Source organism: Prochlorococcus sp. MIT 1323, from assembly GCF_047304905.1.
Classification (GTDB): Bacteria; Cyanobacteriota; Cyanobacteriia; order PCC-6307; family Cyanobiaceae; genus Prochlorococcus; species Prochlorococcus marinus_D.
The window spans coordinates 201,858-216,830 of the sequence record NZ_CP138973.1; the positions used below are offsets into that span (position 1 = coordinate 201,858).

The window sequence follows — 14,973 nt, forward strand, 5'->3', positions numbered from 1 at the left end:
TGGTTCTCCCATTTAGCGGCCTGAAGGAGATGGCGCCTTTTCGCCTTGATGTGGTGACTTTGGTGCCACAGGCGTTTACTCCTCTTGGTGAACTCGGGGTGATTGGACGTGCTTTTGCCTCTGGCATCGCTGCCTTGCATACCCACAATCCCCGCGATTACACCACGGATCGCTACCACAAGGTTGATGATCAGCCTTATGGCGGTGGTGCTGGCATGGTGCTTAAGCCAGAACCAGTTTTTGCTGCTTTTGAGGCGATTCCTGTTCAGTCGCGACGGCGGGTGCTGCTTCTGACCCCTCAGGGAAAACCGCTATGCCAGAAGGATTTGCATCGTTGGGTAATGACCGCAGATCAGCTTGTGCTGATCTGCGGTCATTACGAAGGTTTTGATGAGCGGATCAGAAGTTTGGCAGATGAGGAGGTGTCTGTAGGGGATTTTGTGCTCACCGGTGGTGAGCTACCAGCGATGACGGTGATCAATGGTGTTGTGAGGTTGTTACCGGGAACTGTTGGAACGGCAGAGTCGCTGCGGGATGAGAGTCATAGCGATGTCCTCCTCGAGCATCCTCACTACACAAGGCCAGCGAATTTTCGCGGCATGGTTGTTCCAGATGTGTTGCGCAGTGGTGATCATGGTGCGATTGCTCTGTGGCGACAGCAACAGCGGCAGCTGCGTACTCAGCTGCGTCGTCCGGACCTCTATGTTCGCTGGTCTGATCAGCAGCAATCATCAACACTGACAATGGAGTCCCATGGTTCTGACTCCATGCAGTTTCGTATCGGCAACGGGTATGACATTCATCGCTTAGTGCCCGGTCGCCCCTTGATTCTTGGTGGCGTGACACTTGATCATCCCGATGGGTTGGGGCTCGATGGTCACAGCGATGCTGATGTTCTTGTTCATGCGCTGATGGATGCCTTGCTTGGGGCTCTTGCTTTAGGTGATATCGGTAAATATTTTCCGCCGGATGATCCCCGCTGGAAAGGGGCCGATAGCTTGATGCTGCTTGAGCAGGTTGTGGCTCTGGTACGAGATCGCGGCTGGCAGGTTTTGAATGTGGATGCCGTGGTGGTGGCTGAGCGTCCCAAGCTCAAGCCTCACATCAATGCGATGCGTAGCAACCTTGCACAACGGTTGGGTGTGGAATTGGATGCCGTGGGTGTGAAGGCCACCACCAATGAAGGGCTTGGACCAGAAGGTCGAGAGGAGGGGATGAGTAGTCAGGCGATAGCACTGTTGCAGCAGATAGGCCTGACATGAGTTACAGAATCTTGTCTAGGTTGATTGCCTTTCTGCTTAGCTTTCTGGTAATGCTGTCCAGCCATCCTGATGTCGCGATTGCCGCTCGTCATGATCCTGATGGCGGCGATGACGTTGCTGTCGTCGAGCATCTGCGCATCAAGGTGCCGGCCCATGCACGCGAGGCTTGGCTCAAAGCTGAGCAGGGCAGTTGGGAACCCTGGCTCGCGAAGCAGAGTGGCTATCTGGGGCGGGATATTTTTTGGGACGCTGAACAGGAGGAGGGCATCTTGCTGATTCGTTGGGCCAGTAGAGAACAGTGGAAATCGATTCCCCAGGCTGAGGTGGATGTGGTGCAGGCCCGTTTTGAACAGCTGGCCCGTGAGGGCGCAGGCCAGGCCAGTGGTCATCCTTTCTTGCTGCAATATGAAGGCGAATTGGTACCTCAGTGACTGAGCCGCAGGTACGGCTGGATCTTCAGCGGCGGCAGCGGCTTGGCATGGTGGAGGCGATCTTTGGTGAGCACAAGACCAGCGAACAGATCGCAGCATGTCTGAGTCGTCTTGAGGCTGAGGGTGAACTGGCCTTGGTTACGCGGGTTGATCAAGCCAAGGCGGCGGCCGTGGCCGATCTACTTAGCAATGTGCAGTTTCATGCTCAGGCTCGTTGTCTCACACTCGGGGATCCGGCAATCTTGCTGCCGGCACTTGGTGAGGTCGTGGTGCTTAGTGGTGGTACCAGTGATCTGCCTGTAGCGGCGGAAGCCGCTTTGGCGTTGCGTTGGCATGGCATCCAGAGCGAACTCTTGCTGGATGTGGGTGTTGCTGGTTTGCAAAGGCTTCTCGATCAGTTGGTACGGCTGCAACGAGCCAAGGTGCTGATTGCCTGTGCAGGAATGGAGGGTTCACTGCCGACTGTGTTGACAGGGCTTTTGCCACAGCCTGTGATTGGTGTTCCCGTGTCGGTGGGTTATGGGGTCAGTGCAGGAGGCCGTACAGCCCTTGAGGGAATGCTCGCCAGTTGTGCGCCTGGTCTGGTGGTGGTGAATATTGATAATGGCTATGGAGCTGCTATGGCGGCACTGCGGATACTTAAAGCAGCCGTCTCAGGCGCAGTAGCTGTCAATCAATAATCAGGATCGTGAGACAGCAACTGGTGAGAGTCTTGGGGGCTGAGTTCAAGTAGCTGTTCAACCCAGAGCTTCATTGATCGTGGCAAGCGATTCTGTTCGTAGCGCATCATGGCTTCCACCAAAACGGGTGTATTTACCCAATGCAACGAACGTGAACCCATGCATTTTTCTTGATTGAGCGAACGATGGGGTACCTAATTGAATCGCGCAAGGGGAGTGCCGGGATTCACTCTGATTCTTCGTATTTGGCACCAAGTCGCCATAGCTCATTGCTGTGACTTGGCAATTCAACATCACGCAAACGGCGAACTAGTTCAAATAGATCACCACGAGCCAATTCACCATTGGTTTGCCATTCCATTGCACGGGGGTCAGGTCGGGACGCGGCAGACAAGGTGGGTGCGGGAATGTGTTCGAATCAAGGTATCAATACTTAGGCCTTGTGTTTAGTTCATGACGATCAATCTTTGTGGAAGATTTTGTGAAGACCTGCCTTTAGACCTTCTTGATCGGGGTATGCAATCAGAGGTGCTGCAAGTTGGGGTAGGACGTCACAACCTCTTCCGCACTCAGAACATCGCCTCGACCTTCGGGTTGCCAGATCACCTCCAGGGCCATCAAATCAGTTGAAGAGGTGGATCCAAGGATGCGAAGGCTTTCTCGTAGCTGCTCGCTGCTGATTGATTCGCTCAGCTTGATGCGGCTGCTGGATGCAACCAAAATCGTGACGACGATGTATTCATTTGCTGCATCGGCCTCGCCGGCGCTCTTTTCTGAAAGCTCATCAGTTCGTCTTTCACCGGAAACGTTGGATGTCACCTCCGCTCGCAATTTGCTGCGTTCGGTCATCGAAAGACGGTTAAATGTGGATTCTGCGGAAGCAAATGGCACGCTGCCAGTTTCTACATTGGCGTAAACCCAGAGCTCTGGCTGACGCAGAAGGGCAAGGGTGGTTTCCTGCAGAACCCGTTGCAGCCCGCTTGAACTGCCTGTTTGCGCTGAGGCCGCAAGCTCACGCAGGTCTTCCTGTAGAGCCTTGGCGCTGGCCAGAAGCCCTACTTGCAATTGCAGCATGGTGACGGGTCCAGCCGCAGTGGGTCGTTGAGCGAGTTCGCCTGAACTATTGAGGGCGGCATTTCCCCTGCCACCACCCCGTACGGCATTGACCAGTACGCCCACAATGGACATCAGAATTAGGAAGCCAAAAAGGCCGCCGCCACCGAAACCAAATATGGGAATGAGGAAGGGAAAACCGATGCCACCTCCGCGGTAGCCCCCGCCGTATCCTCCATAACCTCCTCCATAGCCGCCGCGCATACCACCGCTGCTGCGTGGCATTGAGGGAGCACGGAAGCTTCCTCCTCCGATGCGTCCACCACGAGCGGCATGGCTTGGCTCGGGTTGAACCAGAATCAAGCCTGCTACCAGGAGCGGCAGCAATAGAGCCGTCAGCCAGCGGCTGAACGTGCGTCTGGAGGGAAGGTTTGGCAAGCGGGCCAAAACGTTGCGGCGGTTGGTCTGAACTCTAGGAACCTCCGCCGACGATAGTGACGATTTCCAGTTGGTCCATTTCCTGCACCAGCTGCTCCTGCCAGTGATTTGGTGTCAGGATCGTGCCGTTGAACTCCACGACGACAAGGCGAGGGTGGTAGCCCAGTTGTTCGATCACGGCCGCCAGCGAGGTTGGCACCGGTTCTGGTTCGATGTCCCTGATTTCACCATTCACCATCAGTTTCATCTCAGAGCCTCCAGTAGTTGAAGGCTGGTAGCGGCAGGATCTTGGGAATTCATGATTGCTCCGACCACAGCGATTCGTTTTGCTCCGGCTTGACGTACTGCTTCTAGGTTTGAGATGTTGATGCCACCAATGGCAAACCAAGGTAGCTGGGTGGCTTTGGATGCCTCCTTGATATAGGCAAGCCCAATTGGGTGTCGTTCCGGTTTGGTGGCTGTGCTGTTGACAGGCCCCACTCCTAGATAGTCGCAACCTTCTGCTTCAGCTTTTTGAAGCTGGGCAAGGAACTGTGTGCTTCGACCCAGTAGCCGTTCGCTGCCGATGAGTCCCCTTGCTACGTCTGTCGGGAGGTCGTCCTGACCGAGATGAACACCATCGGCGTCCACCGCAAGGGCTAAGTCGATTCGGTCATTAACGATGAATAGCGCCTCATGCTTTCTGCATAGGCTGGCCAGCTCTTTTGCCTGAGTCAATCGTTGCAAGTCACTAGCTTCTTTATTGCGGTATTGCACCATGTCGATGCCAGCGACTAGTGCTGCGCTCACTGTCTTGAGTAGATCGTTGCGATGTAGATCGGATTGTGATGACGTGATCAGGCAAAGATGGCAGGCCTGCAGTTGTTGGCGTCTCTTTTTGCCTGCGTTGGCCTGCAGCACGGTCACCTCTAGGTCGTAGAGGCCATAGCGGATTGCTGCAGCGCTGGCAGCCAGCTGAGGATCTGGCTGACGGGCGAACTCTTCCAGCACGCGTAGAGCTTCTTGAACGCGTGCGCAGTTGGCTGCCACAACATGCCATGGTTCGTGTCGCTCTTGCTGAGCAGGATGACTGAGGCCGATCCCTTGATCTGTAGAAGTGGAGCGTGCTTGTTTGTAGCTGTCGTGATGATGGCGACCCAGTCGCTGACGCCAGTCTTTGAGAGTCACCACAATGTCTTCACGATCTAGGCCGAAGCGGCACCAGTCTTCGACGACTCGCAGTCCTTCCCGAGCTCGATCGAGGTTGGCATCAATCAGCTGAGCAACACGTAGATCTGCGATCGGGGCGACAGGCATCGATTTCATGGCAGTCTTGGCACAATTGCATCCCCATTCCGATCATGGACAACAGTGGTTCAGATAGCACCATGAACGTTCTGATCTGGGGGGTTGTTCTTTTAGGTGGGATTGGGGTGTTCATTGTTTGGGGTTTGACGAATGCTTATCCCACCCCTGCTTGATCTTGCCTTTTAACGCCGGCTTATTGGCCCTTCAATTTGCTGCGTGCTAGGTCGGCATCGCGGCCAATCTGGGCACTGAGTTCTTCAAGGTTTGCGAAGCGTTGCTGGCCTCGAAGTCTCTGGACCGGTTCAACCAAGATCTCGCATCCTTCCAGGTCCATTTGCTGATTCAGCAAATGGACCTCTACGGCGGAGGGCGATGTTGGATCCACTGTGGGTTGGGGGCCCAAATTCATCACGGCAGCATGGGGTTCGCTTTCATCTTTGACTGATGCCCAGGCGGCATAGACCCCAAGACCTGGCAGGAATTTGCGACCATCAACTTGCAAGTTGGCTGTAGGCCAGCCCAGTTTTCTCCCAAGGCCGCGGCCGCTGACGACACGGCCGCGGAAGCGATAGGGCCGGCCCATCAGGGTCGTTGCTGCCTGTAGATCGCCTTCGCTGAGAGCGGAGCGAATGCGGCTGCTGCTCATTCGCCCCTCTGTGTCTTCCAGGATTGGCAACACCATCACTTCCACTCCGGCGGCTGCGGCGAGTTGCTGCAAGGTGGTTGTGTCGCCCTCACGATTACGTCCAAAGCGGAAGTTGGCCCCAACGGCAATGCGCTGCGCTTTGAGGGTGTGGATCAGCATTTGCTTCACAAAGGTTTCGGCACTGAGGGATGCCAGAGCACGATCGAAGGGCACCAGCACAAGTTGTTCGACACCAAGCGGAGCGAGGAGGCAGGCTTTTTCGGTAGGCAGGTCCAGTCGTAATCGCGGTTCGCCATAGAGCACTTCGCGGGGATGGGGCCAGAAACTCACCACCGTTGGCACGCCAGGCGCATTGTTTACAACTGCCTCAATAACGCGGCGATGGCCAGCATGAAGGCCATCGAAACTACCGAGGGCAAGCGCTGTCGGGGTTCTTGCCTGCTGAGGGGGGCAGAGAGGAATCAAGGTGGCCGTGCACATGGCGCGCGTAGATGGCAAGTTTGAACGACCGCCGCAAAAACTTGGATGGCTGACCCTCTCGATCTTCAAATGGTTTCGCTCGGGTTGCGCCGCATGGGATGGATTCGTTTTTGGATACAGACAATCCTTGGGGTTGTTGTTGTTGGCGTGCTGTTGTTCAACAACATCGGTAGCAGCTTGGCCCGCAACTCGGAGCGAGCTCTAGGGCTTGGTCCTGGCTTGTCACTGACAAGCTTGGCGTTCTTGTTTTTGCTCTACAGCCTTTGGCAGGGTTGGCTGATCGTTCGCCTCGGCAGGGCTCTCAACAGTGCTGTTCGCCCCAGTCGCGGTGAGACCAGTCGTCTGCTCAAGCGAGGAGTGATTGTTGATCTGCTCGGGTTGGTATTTTCCTCCATTGGCTATCAGTCGTTGGCTGGAAGTTTGTTTGTACAGGCGTCGATGCAAGCGCCGGGAATATCGATTGGTGCTGGGCGTTCTGCATTAGATAATTACCCGATCACCTCCTTGGAGATGCTTTCAGTTCTGAGCAACACCCAGGTGTTATTTGCGCATTTGGTTGGTCTGATCTTTTCGCTTTGGTTGTTGCAGAGGATTTATCGCACTGGTTGATTGGCTACGCATGCTGCTGGTAGAGCAGAAAGATCACCACGCCAAAACAGATCGGGTTGGATGGGTGTCAAGGAGGGGGAATTTGTTTCGATTTGGGCCACGTCGCTGGGCCAGTCGCGTGGACCATCGCCGGCGGTCTCAAGATCTTTAACCACTTCTCCGGCTAACCAGAAGTAGGTGCGGCTGTGAGGATCGACACGGCGACTGAACTGTTCCTCGTAATGGCGTATTGAAAGGCGAGTCCAGCGAAGTGATCCCATCTGCTCTGGATGGCAGGGGGGAATGTTGAGATTAAGCAGCAGGTTGTTGGGCCAGTGGTCTGCCAATGCATTCTCTGCAACATCCATCGCTAACTTGGCAGCAGCCTGGAAATCCCTCCATTGGAAGCAGGCGACGCTAACCGCAAGCGCCGGCAATCCCTCAAGGGTGCCTTCCATTGCTGCAGCCACCGTTCCTGAACAGAACACATCAGTTCCTAAGTTGGGGCCATGGTTGACCCCAGAGAGCACTAGATCTGGCTTCTCTGCCAAGAGTTCCGAGAGGGCCAGTTTGACGCAATCTGCCGGCGTGCCACTGCAGGACCAAGCCGTCACACCTGGCCCATAGAGCTCATCGACGCGTTCGGCTCGGATTGGGGTATGGATGGTGAGGCCATGGCCGGTAGCAGAGCGCTCATGGTCGGGACATACCGCTGTGACGCTATGGCCGCGGCTGGCGGCGGCAGCGGCGAGGCAGCGGACGCCTTCAGCTAAAACTCCGTCATCATTGCTAATCAGAATTCGCAACGGAGTCATCTCCTCGTATCCACTGCGGGGAACTTAATCATGATGACTGCCTAAAGCATGATGACTGCCTAAAGTCAGTGGCTGCGATCTTTCTTCAGTGAGCGCCACTATCTCCCTGCAGCAGCTCACCGACCAGCTTGATGCCCTCGAGGCTGAGGCGGTGTCTGCTATCGCTGCTGCCGCAGATGCGGATGGCTTGGAGCAATTGCGGGTGAGTCTGTTGGGCAAGAAAGGTCGCTTGTCTGGTGTTCTCGGGGCGATGGGCAAGCTCCCTAGTGAAGAGCGACCGCTTGTTGGTCAGCGCGCCAATGTGCTTAAAACACAGGTGCAAAACCTGCTAGGGGAACGGTTGCAGGTGGTGAAAGCGGCAGCTTTGGCTGATCGGCTGCTGCGGGAAACGATTGATGTCACTGCGCCTTCCAGTGGCATTCCTGTGGGGCATCGCCACCCTTTGATTACAACAACTGAGCAGATCGTGGATCTGTTTTGTGGTTTGGGCTATCGGGTGGCGGAAGGCCCGGAGGTGGAGACCGATCACTATAACTTTTCCGCCTTGAATATTCCCGAGGACCATCCTGCTCGAGACATGCAGGACACGTTCTATCTGGGCGGCAATCTGCTCCTGCGTACCCACACCTCGCCTGTGCAGATTCGTTATCTAGAAGAGAATCCGCCGCCGGTAAGGATTGTGGCGCCAGGCCGGGTGTATCGGCGTGATGCAGTGGATGCGACCCATTCGCCTGTCTTTCATCAGGTTGAGGTGTTGGCCATTGATGAAGGCCTTGATTTCAGCCATCTGCGCGGCACGGTGATGGCCTTCCTGAAGGCCTTCTTTGGCGATATGCCGGTGAGATTTCGGGCTAGTTATTTCCCCTTTACTGAACCATCGGCTGAGGTGGATGTGCAGTGGCGTGGGCGTTGGCTGGAGGTGATGGGTTGCGGCATGGTTGATCCAGCAGTCTTAGAGGGCCTGGGGCTTGATCCCGAGCGCTGGAGTGGGTTTGCGGCAGGCCTTGGCGTGGAACGCTTCTGCATGGTCCGTCATGGCGTCGACGACATTCGCAGGCTTTATACGAGTGATCTGCGCTTCCTTGAGCAGTTTTGAGTCGATAGCCGATCGTGCGCTGGATGAAGCATCGCCGCGGTGCTGCATCCAAAAACAGCTTAATCCCCATAAAGTGAGCTCGTTCTTTGCTTCATTCGATCGGTGCCCTGTGTCGGACTGATCGTTAATGACGGCAAAGAGTTGGCGGTAGAGACCGCATTGACCCTTCAGTCGCGGCTTGAACAGGCTGGTATCGAAGTGGTCAGAGCAAGTAGTTCTGGCGGAATGGTTGGCTTTGCCAATCCAGATCAGCATTTGCGCCTGCTTGGTTACAACGCATGCGTACCTGAGGGATTCGATGCCTCGATGGCACTGGCGATTGTTCTGGGTGGTGATGGCACCGTGCTTTCGGCGGCACGGCAGACAGCTCCTGTGCAGGTGCCAATCCTCACCATCAACACTGGACACCTTGGCTTCCTGGCGGAGGCCTATTTGGCTGATCTCGATCGGGTGCTTGAGCAGGTGCTTAACAAGCAGTGGACGATTGAGGAGCGTTGCACCCTTGTGGTGAGTGTGTTGCGCGGTGATCAGTGCCGCTGGGAGGCACTCTCCCTCAATGAAATGGCTTTGCATCGTGAACCGCTCACGAGCATGTGTCATTTCGAAGTCGCGATTGGTCGCCATGCGCCAGTGGACATCTCTGCTGATGGCGTGATCCTCTCGACGCCTACAGGATCAACGGCTTATGCACTTAGTGCAGGAGGCCCGGTGATTACACCTGAGTGCCCGGTGCTTCAGCTTGCACCGATTGCCCCTCATTCGCTGGCGTCAAGAGCGCTGGTTTTCAGCGACCAGGAGCCAGTGACTGTGTTTCCAGCGACGGCTGATCGCTTGATGATGGTTGTTGATGGGAGTGCGGGTTGTTATGTGTGGCCGGAAGACCGAGTACTGATTCGTCGTAGTGATCATCCTGTGAGATTTGTGCGCTTGGCAGATCACGAGTTCTTCCAGGTGTTGCGCAACAAGTTGGGATGGGGTTTGCCGCATGTTGCTAAACCTGATCGAGTATGAGCTGCAGGGCCCTCTGCTTGCAGTGGGGGAAGAGATTGCGGTTCCCTCTGTTCTGGGCAGGCCTGGCGGTAGGTCTCAGCGTTCTTTCAGCTATTGGTGTGCGGGCAGAACCCCCGCCTCAGTATTTGCCTCTCGAAGCTCAGTGGTGCCTGAAAAGCGGTACTTGTTTGTTATTGGAGGTAGCAGATAAGGCTGAGGAACAGCGCTTGGGATTGATGCAGCGCCATGCCTTGCCATCAGGACAGGGCATGTGGTTTCCGTTTCAGCCTGCGAGGCGATTGCGTTTTTGGATGCTCAACACCTTGGCCGCGCTTGACATGGTTTTTGTGAGTCAGGGTCGGGTGATTGCGATTGAGGCAGCTGTGCCTGTGTGCCCGCATTTGCCCTGCCCGAGTTATGGCCCGAAGCTGCCGGCGGATGGAGTGGTGGAGTTGGCGGCCGGGGAGGCAGCACGGCTATCCATCAAGGTTGGTGATGTTGTGCAGATTCAACCTTTGCCGAAGCCTGTTGATTGGCAGCATTAAGGCATCGTGCCTTTGAGGATCATCACCGGGTTCATCGGCGCCATGCGGGTGCCATCTGCCAATGGCAGGCCCCTCCAGGCTTGGTGTTGACTCACGTTCACGGTACAACCGCAATCTTGAAGTAAGGGCTTGAGTTCTGCCATGGCTTCAACGGTTGCCAGTGGAATCACGACGACTCCATGTGGTTGAAGTTTTTGCAATACGGCCTTGAGGAGAGCAGCTCGCTGGCGCCCGCCACCGCCTAGCAGTACCCGATCGGGGTTGCTGAGTTTTGCTGGTAGATCAGTTCCATTCAGCAGACTGAGGGCCTCGGCTTCGAGCACTGCAGCAGGCTGAACAGCAAGCCGGGCAGCATTGGCCTTAATCAGCGCTGCGCCGCCGCCACGCTTTTCAACAGCAAGCAATTGCAGTTGTGGGCGCAGGCGTAGGGCCTCTAAGCCCACGCTGCCAACTCCGGCACCTAAATCCCAGAGCACGCCCTGTTCTGGTAGCTCTAATTCTGCGAGGAGCTGAACACGAAGCTCCCGTTTGCTCATCAGGCCAGGGCGATCGTCGCGTTGCAGGAACCAGCCATCGTCAAGACCGAACAATGGAAGTTCGCCTGGATCTCCTGGTGGAGCAGCTTGTTCTGCAAGTAGCACCACCATGTGTAGGGGATGAAGATCCGATGGCAAGGCATCCTGTGGCGTCAGCCGTTGCACCCGTTCATTGGCGTGTCCGAGCTGTTCGCAAAGCCACACTGCATAGGCAGCTTCAAGACCAGAAGCGCGCAAAATCATACGCACCTCTTCGGCTCCTCCGCGGCTGGGATCGGTGAGTACAGCCAGAGCTGAGGGGCGTTGTTGCAGCTTTTCAGCCAAGGGGGCCGGGTCACGGCCATGCAGGCTGATCCAGGCAGCATCCTGCCAAGGGCGTCCAAGCCTGGCAAAGGCAAGTTGCAGTGAAGAAGGAGCTGGATGAAAGTGCAGTTGATCAGCAGGAGATGCTTCGAGTAGTCGCCTGCCGATGCCGAACCAGAGCGGGTCGCCGCTAGCAAGCACGACGGCTGTGCCCTGCCGCTGGCGCAACCAGGCGATTAGAGCCTCTGGTTGATCGCTGGCCATCAGTTCTGGCAAAGGCTGATCCGTGTGCTGTTGCTGCCACCAGCTCGGCAGTTGCGGCAATAGGCGACGGGGTGCAGCCAGCGCTTGGGCTGAGAGCACCAGCTCTTGCAATGGAGTAGCAAGGTGATCTAGGCCTGCGGCATCGGTGCCGATGACGTGGATCGCTGCGGAGCTGATTGAGGCGGGCATGTTGTCATTCTCGGCTGAGAGGTTGTATGGCTGACTTGTCGTTGCTTTGAATGGTGAACAGCGCGTTGGCGGACGAGATGGCGGGCAAGGTGCAGGAAACGGAACAGGATGCGTTTGTGCTTGATCGCCGTCGGCGTTTGCATGAGTTGGTGGTTGCCTTGATTCAGCAGCAGGACGAGCTGGAATTGCTTGATGGCGAAGCACCTCGCCTCGATGTTGCTGCAAGTTCAGCTCAATCTCATGATCCAGCGCGCTGGTTGGATCGCAATCGCCGTGTGCTACAGCGCTACCAGGCTTTGGTTCGTTCTGCCGTCACCATCGATGCTTTGTTGGATGCTGAGTAGGGCGTAAGGGTTCGGGATTATGCTTGAGTAAGGTCGTATTTAGCTAATCTTTGGATTGATAAATTACACGTTAATTACCATCTTTTGGATGGTAATTGTTAGGAGGCCGGATATTACTTTGACTATGCTTGTGTTGCAATGACACCCTCAAGGGTGATCGAGGAGTTGATACCTACACCCTGAGTCGTGGTGATGATGTGATTATCGGCTTCTCATTCGCTGAAAACGATCGCATCTCTGTAGCAGATGGAGTGGAGCTTTCTTTGACGCAAGTTGATGATGATCTATTGATCACAGTAGATGGCATTCACACCACCCTGCTTGATGTGGATAAGGGTGAGTTTCTCGCTGCTGATGTTGTTGACTTTATCTGACCTATAGAAAATGTTGGTATGCCATCAAGGTTCAAACGATGTCTTGATCCCCTGGCTGGCCGGCTGATCTGCTGACAAGCTGGGCGCATCATCTCTTGCCCCATGGCCCTTTTTGGCGTTTCAGCTTTCAGATCCTTGTTGCAGCGTGGATCGAGCTTGAAGCCTTGGAGTGTGCCTGCCGCCAGCTGGAGCCGTGCTTTTGGATTGCCTTGGCAACAGCCCTACACGGTGCGTTATGCCAGCAATCTCGATGATGGGCCCTGGCATGGCATGCCCCTGGGAGGCTTCGGGGCCGGTTGTATCGGGCGTAGCCCGCGCGGTGATTTCAATCTCTGGAATCTTGATGGTGGTGAGCATTGGCAGGGCAGTATTCCTGATTGCCAGTTCGCTTTGTTTGAGCGGCAGGGCGATCAGGTGCGTGCTCATGCGCTGGCTGTAGAGCCACAAACCGATGACTCTCAGCCTGAGCTAGACAAGCCTCTCTCCTCTTGGAGCTGGTATCCAGCCAGTACAGCGCAACGCATGACTGGTAGCTATTCAGCTCGCTATCCGCTGAGTTGGACCCATTACAACGGAGTCTTCGCGGCTGAGGTGGTTTGTGAGGCGTTCAGTCCAATCCTTCCTGGTGATTATCGACGCACCAGCTACCCCCTGGCCGTGTTTCGTTGGCAGCTTCAGAACCCCACATCGCAATCTCTGGAATTGTCGCTGCTGCTGAGTTGGCGCAATACATGTGGCTGGTTTACGAACACCGATCCCTCCGCCAGCGTTCATTTCCGCGATGACGGCAGCCCTGAACATAGTTATGTGCCTGCCATCGGTCGTGGCGAGGGCCAGTGCAATCGTTGGATTGATCAGCCAGGGCTGATTGGTGTCTTGATGGATGGTGAGCGAGCTGCCCCCTTGGCTGAGGGTCAAGGGCAGTGGTGTTTGGCTGTCCCTGATCATCTGCCTGGTGTGGAGGTGATGCGTTGTAGTCGTTGGGATCCCAGCGGAGATGGCAGCGAACTATGGAGTTCCTTCGCAAGTGAAGGAACCATTCCAAACAGCAATACCGCCCACAAGAGCTTGGCGGGCGAGCAGACCAGTGCTGCTTTGGCGGTGAAGGTCACCCTGGCGCCTGGTGAAAGTCTTGAGATCCCTTTGGTGATCAGTTGGGATCTACCGGTGACGGCTTTCGCTACAGGCGTTCGCGATTTGCGCCGTTACACCGACTTTCACGGCAGTGATGGGCAGGGGGCTGCTGCTCTTGCTGCCGAGGCCTTGCGTGATTGGCCTGATTGGCGTGAGCAGATTGATGCCTGGCAGGCGCCGGTGCTGGCTCGTGAGGATCTGCCGGAGCGCTTGCGAATGGCTTTGTTCAATGAGCTCTACGACTTGGCTAGCGGTGGCAGCCTTTGGACGGCAGCCCGTCCAGGAGATCCGGTGGGTCGCTTTGGGGTTCTTGAGTGCTTCGACTACGCCTGGTACGAAAGTCTTGATGTGCGCCTTTATGGCTCCTTGGCTCTGCTGCAGTTGTGGCCTGAACTCGATAAGGCTGTCTTGCGTAGTTTTGCTCGAGCCATTCCAGCGGCAGATGCCACACCACGTCCAATCGGCTGGTACTTCACCCAGGGGCGTGGCCGGGTCGAGGCTCCCCGCAAGAGGGCGGCGGCTACCCCCCATGATCTGGGAGCTCCGAATGAGTCGCCGTTTGATGCCACCAACTACACCGCTTATCAGGATTGCAATCTCTGGAAAGATCTGGCAAGTGATTATGTGTTGCAGGTATGGCGAACGTTTCTTCTCTCACCGAATGGTGAAGATCTGAGTTTCTTGGCTGAATGCTGGCCGGCGGTAGTGCAAGCCCTCAGTTATCTCAAGCGGTTTGATGTCAATCACGATGGTCTGCCCGATAACGGTGGTGCTCCAGATCAGACTTTTGACGATTGGCCTTTACAAGGTGTGAGCGCCTATTGCGGTGCTCTTTGGATTGCAGCTCTTGAGGCTGCTCTAGCCATGGCACAGCGCTTGCAATTGGACTTAGGACTGAATACGGCAGAGGAGCAACATCAGTTCAGCGGTTGGCTTGAGCAATCACGGGCCAACTTCGATCGGCTGCTTTGGAATGGGGAGTACTACAAGATCGATGCTGAGAGTGGTACACCCGTGGTGATGGCTGATCAACTCTGTGGAGATTTCTATGCTCGCTTGCTGGGGTTGCCCTCTGTTGTTGCTGATGAACGCAGTCGTAGCAGTCTGAATGCAATTAAAGAGGCCTGCTTTGAAGGCTTTGAAGGTGGCCGTTTGGGAGTTGCTAATGGTTTGTGCCGTGATGGCATGCCACTTGATCCCAAGGGAACCCATCCCTTGGAGGTATGGACTGGCATCAACTTCGGTCTAGCGGCCTACTACCGGCTGATGGGCGATGCAACGACGGCCACAGCCATCTGTTCAGTGGTGGTCAATCAGGTGTATGGCGGTGGCTTGCAGTTCCGCACCCCAGAAGCGATTACTGCAGTGAAGACCTACAGGGCTTGCCACTATTTGCGTGCAATGGCGATCTGGGCCCTTTGGGCAACGCATACCGATTGGCAGTTGATTCCAGGTGCCGAACGGGCAGGGTCTGAGGGGTGAATGAGTGGCGCCAATCTGTGAGGGATGTCCTATCGG

Annotated in this window: 18 protein-coding genes; 10 read left to right on the forward strand and 8 right to left on the reverse strand. The window is 55.8% G+C overall.

The genetic code is table 11. The features are described 5' to 3' along the window. The first annotated feature begins 29 nt into the window (after positions 1 to 29). Genes trmD through larB form a run of 3 tightly spaced genes read left to right on the forward strand, consistent with a single transcriptional unit; the run spans position 30 to position 2,373 of the window. Positions 30 to 1,262 (forward strand): tRNA (guanosine(37)-N1)-methyltransferase TrmD, encoded by a 1,233-nt coding sequence (trmD, locus tag SIB68_RS00910; protein WP_074160266.1) that lies wholly within the window; start codon positions 30 to 32, stop codon positions 1,260 to 1,262. Next, entirely contained in the window at positions 1,259 to 1,693 is a 435-nt protein-coding gene (locus tag SIB68_RS00915) for a TIGR03792 family protein (protein ID WP_063399588.1), read from the forward strand. The genes trmD and SIB68_RS00915 overlap by 4 nt, the downstream gene beginning before the upstream one ends. Beyond that, a complete protein-coding gene (larB, locus tag SIB68_RS00920; protein ID WP_063399587.1) occupies positions 1,690 to 2,373 on the forward strand; it encodes a nickel pincer cofactor biosynthesis protein LarB in 684 nt (227 codons plus the stop codon). Before SIB68_RS00915 ends, larB begins: the two co-directional genes overlap by 4 nt. Here larB and SIB68_RS00925 read toward each other — a convergent pair. From SIB68_RS00925 to SIB68_RS00950, 6 genes are all read right to left on the reverse strand, one after another. Beyond that, positions 2,367 to 2,534, reverse strand: coding sequence for a hypothetical protein (locus SIB68_RS00925; protein ID WP_196757085.1), 168 nt, complete (start codon positions 2,532 to 2,534; stop codon positions 2,367 to 2,369). The two genes, larB and SIB68_RS00925, sit on opposite strands and share 7 nt — an antisense overlap. A 65-nt stretch (positions 2,535 to 2,599) precedes the next feature. Beyond that, positions 2,600 to 2,767: a hypothetical protein gene (locus tag SIB68_RS00930; protein ID WP_155724905.1), complete on the reverse strand. Its 168-nt coding sequence runs from the start codon at positions 2,765 to 2,767 to the stop codon at positions 2,600 to 2,602. A 128-nt stretch (positions 2,768 to 2,895) separates the two neighbouring features. Beyond that, complete coding sequence (locus SIB68_RS00935; protein WP_063399586.1) at positions 2,896 to 3,873, reverse strand: DUF1517 domain-containing protein; 978 nt, start codon at positions 3,871 to 3,873, stop codon at positions 2,896 to 2,898. 25 nt (positions 3,874 to 3,898) lie between these two features. Further along, the gene (gene thiS, locus SIB68_RS00940) at positions 3,899 to 4,111 is read right to left on the reverse strand and encodes a sulfur carrier protein ThiS (protein ID WP_063395495.1); all 213 of its coding nucleotides are present in this window, start codon (positions 4,109 to 4,111) and stop codon (positions 3,899 to 3,901) included. Beyond that, positions 4,108 to 5,169 carry a thiamine phosphate synthase gene (locus SIB68_RS00945; protein ID WP_063399585.1) on the reverse strand — a complete coding sequence of 354 codons (1,062 nt, stop codon included), beginning with the start codon at positions 5,167 to 5,169 and terminating at the stop codon, positions 4,108 to 4,110. The genes thiS and SIB68_RS00945 overlap by 4 nt, the downstream gene beginning before the upstream one ends. A gap of 175 nt (positions 5,170 to 5,344) precedes the next feature. Further along, the gene (locus SIB68_RS00950; protein ID WP_074160265.1) at positions 5,345 to 6,277 is read right to left on the reverse strand and encodes a bifunctional riboflavin kinase/FAD synthetase; all 933 of its coding nucleotides are present in this window, start codon (positions 6,275 to 6,277) and stop codon (positions 5,345 to 5,347) included. A 45-nt stretch (positions 6,278 to 6,322) separates the two neighbouring features. Here SIB68_RS00950 and SIB68_RS00955 point away from each other — a divergent pair, with 45 nt between their 5' ends. Further along, a complete protein-coding gene (locus SIB68_RS00955; RefSeq protein WP_063399584.1) occupies positions 6,323 to 6,886 on the forward strand; it encodes a DUF3611 family protein in 564 nt (187 codons plus the stop codon). Here the strand turns inward: SIB68_RS00955 and surE are convergent. Continuing rightward, a complete protein-coding gene (surE, locus tag SIB68_RS00960) occupies positions 6,871 to 7,680 on the reverse strand; it encodes a 5'/3'-nucleotidase SurE (RefSeq protein WP_063399583.1) in 810 nt (269 codons plus the stop codon). The two genes, SIB68_RS00955 and surE, sit on opposite strands and share 16 nt — an antisense overlap. A gap of 88 nt (positions 7,681 to 7,768) precedes the next feature. Here surE and pheS point away from each other — a divergent pair, with 88 nt between their 5' ends. From pheS to SIB68_RS00975, 3 genes are all read left to right on the forward strand, one after another. Further along, complete coding sequence (pheS, locus tag SIB68_RS00965; protein WP_063399582.1) at positions 7,769 to 8,776, forward strand: phenylalanine--tRNA ligase subunit alpha; 1,008 nt, start codon at positions 7,769 to 7,771, stop codon at positions 8,774 to 8,776. Positions 8,777 to 8,878: 102 nt separating this feature from the next. After that, complete coding sequence (locus SIB68_RS00970) at positions 8,879 to 9,787, forward strand: NAD(+) kinase (protein WP_063399581.1); 909 nt, start codon at positions 8,879 to 8,881, stop codon at positions 9,785 to 9,787. Beyond that, positions 9,784 to 10,311, forward strand: a complete 528-nt coding sequence (locus SIB68_RS00975; protein ID WP_236068857.1) for a DUF192 domain-containing protein — start codon at positions 9,784 to 9,786, stop codon at positions 10,309 to 10,311. Before SIB68_RS00970 ends, SIB68_RS00975 begins: the two co-directional genes overlap by 4 nt. Here the strand turns inward: SIB68_RS00975 and SIB68_RS00980 are convergent. Beyond that, positions 10,308 to 11,603 carry a bifunctional cobalt-precorrin-7 (C(5))-methyltransferase/cobalt-precorrin-6B (C(15))-methyltransferase gene (locus SIB68_RS00980; protein ID WP_063399580.1) on the reverse strand — a complete coding sequence of 432 codons (1,296 nt, stop codon included), beginning with the start codon at positions 11,601 to 11,603 and terminating at the stop codon, positions 10,308 to 10,310. The genes SIB68_RS00975 and SIB68_RS00980 overlap by 4 nt on opposite strands. Positions 11,604 to 11,680: 77 nt before the next feature. Between SIB68_RS00980 and SIB68_RS00985 the strand changes: the two genes are divergently transcribed. From SIB68_RS00985 to SIB68_RS00995, 3 genes are all read left to right on the forward strand, one after another. Further along, complete coding sequence (locus SIB68_RS00985) at positions 11,681 to 11,947, forward strand: hypothetical protein (RefSeq protein ID WP_063399759.1); 267 nt, start codon at positions 11,681 to 11,683, stop codon at positions 11,945 to 11,947. A 128-nt stretch (positions 11,948 to 12,075) separates the two neighbouring features. Then, a complete protein-coding gene (locus SIB68_RS00990) occupies positions 12,076 to 12,321 on the forward strand; it encodes a hypothetical protein (RefSeq protein WP_063399579.1) in 246 nt (81 codons plus the stop codon). A gap of 102 nt (positions 12,322 to 12,423) precedes the next feature. Continuing rightward, a complete protein-coding gene (locus SIB68_RS00995; protein ID WP_063399578.1) occupies positions 12,424 to 14,937 on the forward strand; it encodes a GH116 family glycosyl hydrolase in 2,514 nt (837 codons plus the stop codon). Positions 14,938 to 14,973 lie beyond the last annotated feature (36 nt).

Coding starts and splice junctions, on each gene's coding strand:
- trmD (WP_074160266.1), top strand. CDS start 30: ATGGCGCCTTTTCGCCTTGATGTGGTGACTTTGGTGCCACAGGCGTTT.
- SIB68_RS00915 (WP_063399588.1), top strand. CDS start 1,259: ATGAGTTACAGAATCTTGTCTAGGTTGATTGCCTTTCTGCTTAGCTTT.
- SIB68_RS00925 (WP_196757085.1), bottom strand. CDS start 2,534: ATGGGTTCACGTTCGTTGCATTGGGTAAATACACCCGTTTTGGTGGAA.
- thiS (WP_063395495.1), bottom strand. CDS start 4,111: ATGAAACTGATGGTGAATGGTGAAATCAGGGACATCGAACCAGAACCG.
- SIB68_RS00945 (WP_063399585.1), bottom strand. CDS start 5,169: ATGAAATCGATGCCTGTCGCCCCGATCGCAGATCTACGTGTTGCTCAG.
- SIB68_RS00950 (WP_074160265.1), bottom strand. CDS start 6,277: ATGTGCACGGCCACCTTGATTCCTCTCTGCCCCCCTCAGCAGGCAAGA.
- SIB68_RS00955 (WP_063399584.1), top strand. CDS start 6,323: ATGGCTGACCCTCTCGATCTTCAAATGGTTTCGCTCGGGTTGCGCCGC.
- surE (WP_063399583.1), bottom strand. CDS start 7,680: ATGACTCCGTTGCGAATTCTGATTAGCAATGATGACGGAGTTTTAGCT.
- SIB68_RS00975 (WP_236068857.1), top strand. CDS start 9,784: ATGAGCTGCAGGGCCCTCTGCTTGCAGTGGGGGAAGAGATTGCGGTTC.
- SIB68_RS00980 (WP_063399580.1), bottom strand. CDS start 11,603: ATGCCCGCCTCAATCAGCTCCGCAGCGATCCACGTCATCGGCACCGAT.
- SIB68_RS00985 (WP_063399759.1), top strand. CDS start 11,681: ATGGCGGGCAAGGTGCAGGAAACGGAACAGGATGCGTTTGTGCTTGAT.
- SIB68_RS00995 (WP_063399578.1), top strand. CDS start 12,424: ATGGCCCTTTTTGGCGTTTCAGCTTTCAGATCCTTGTTGCAGCGTGGA.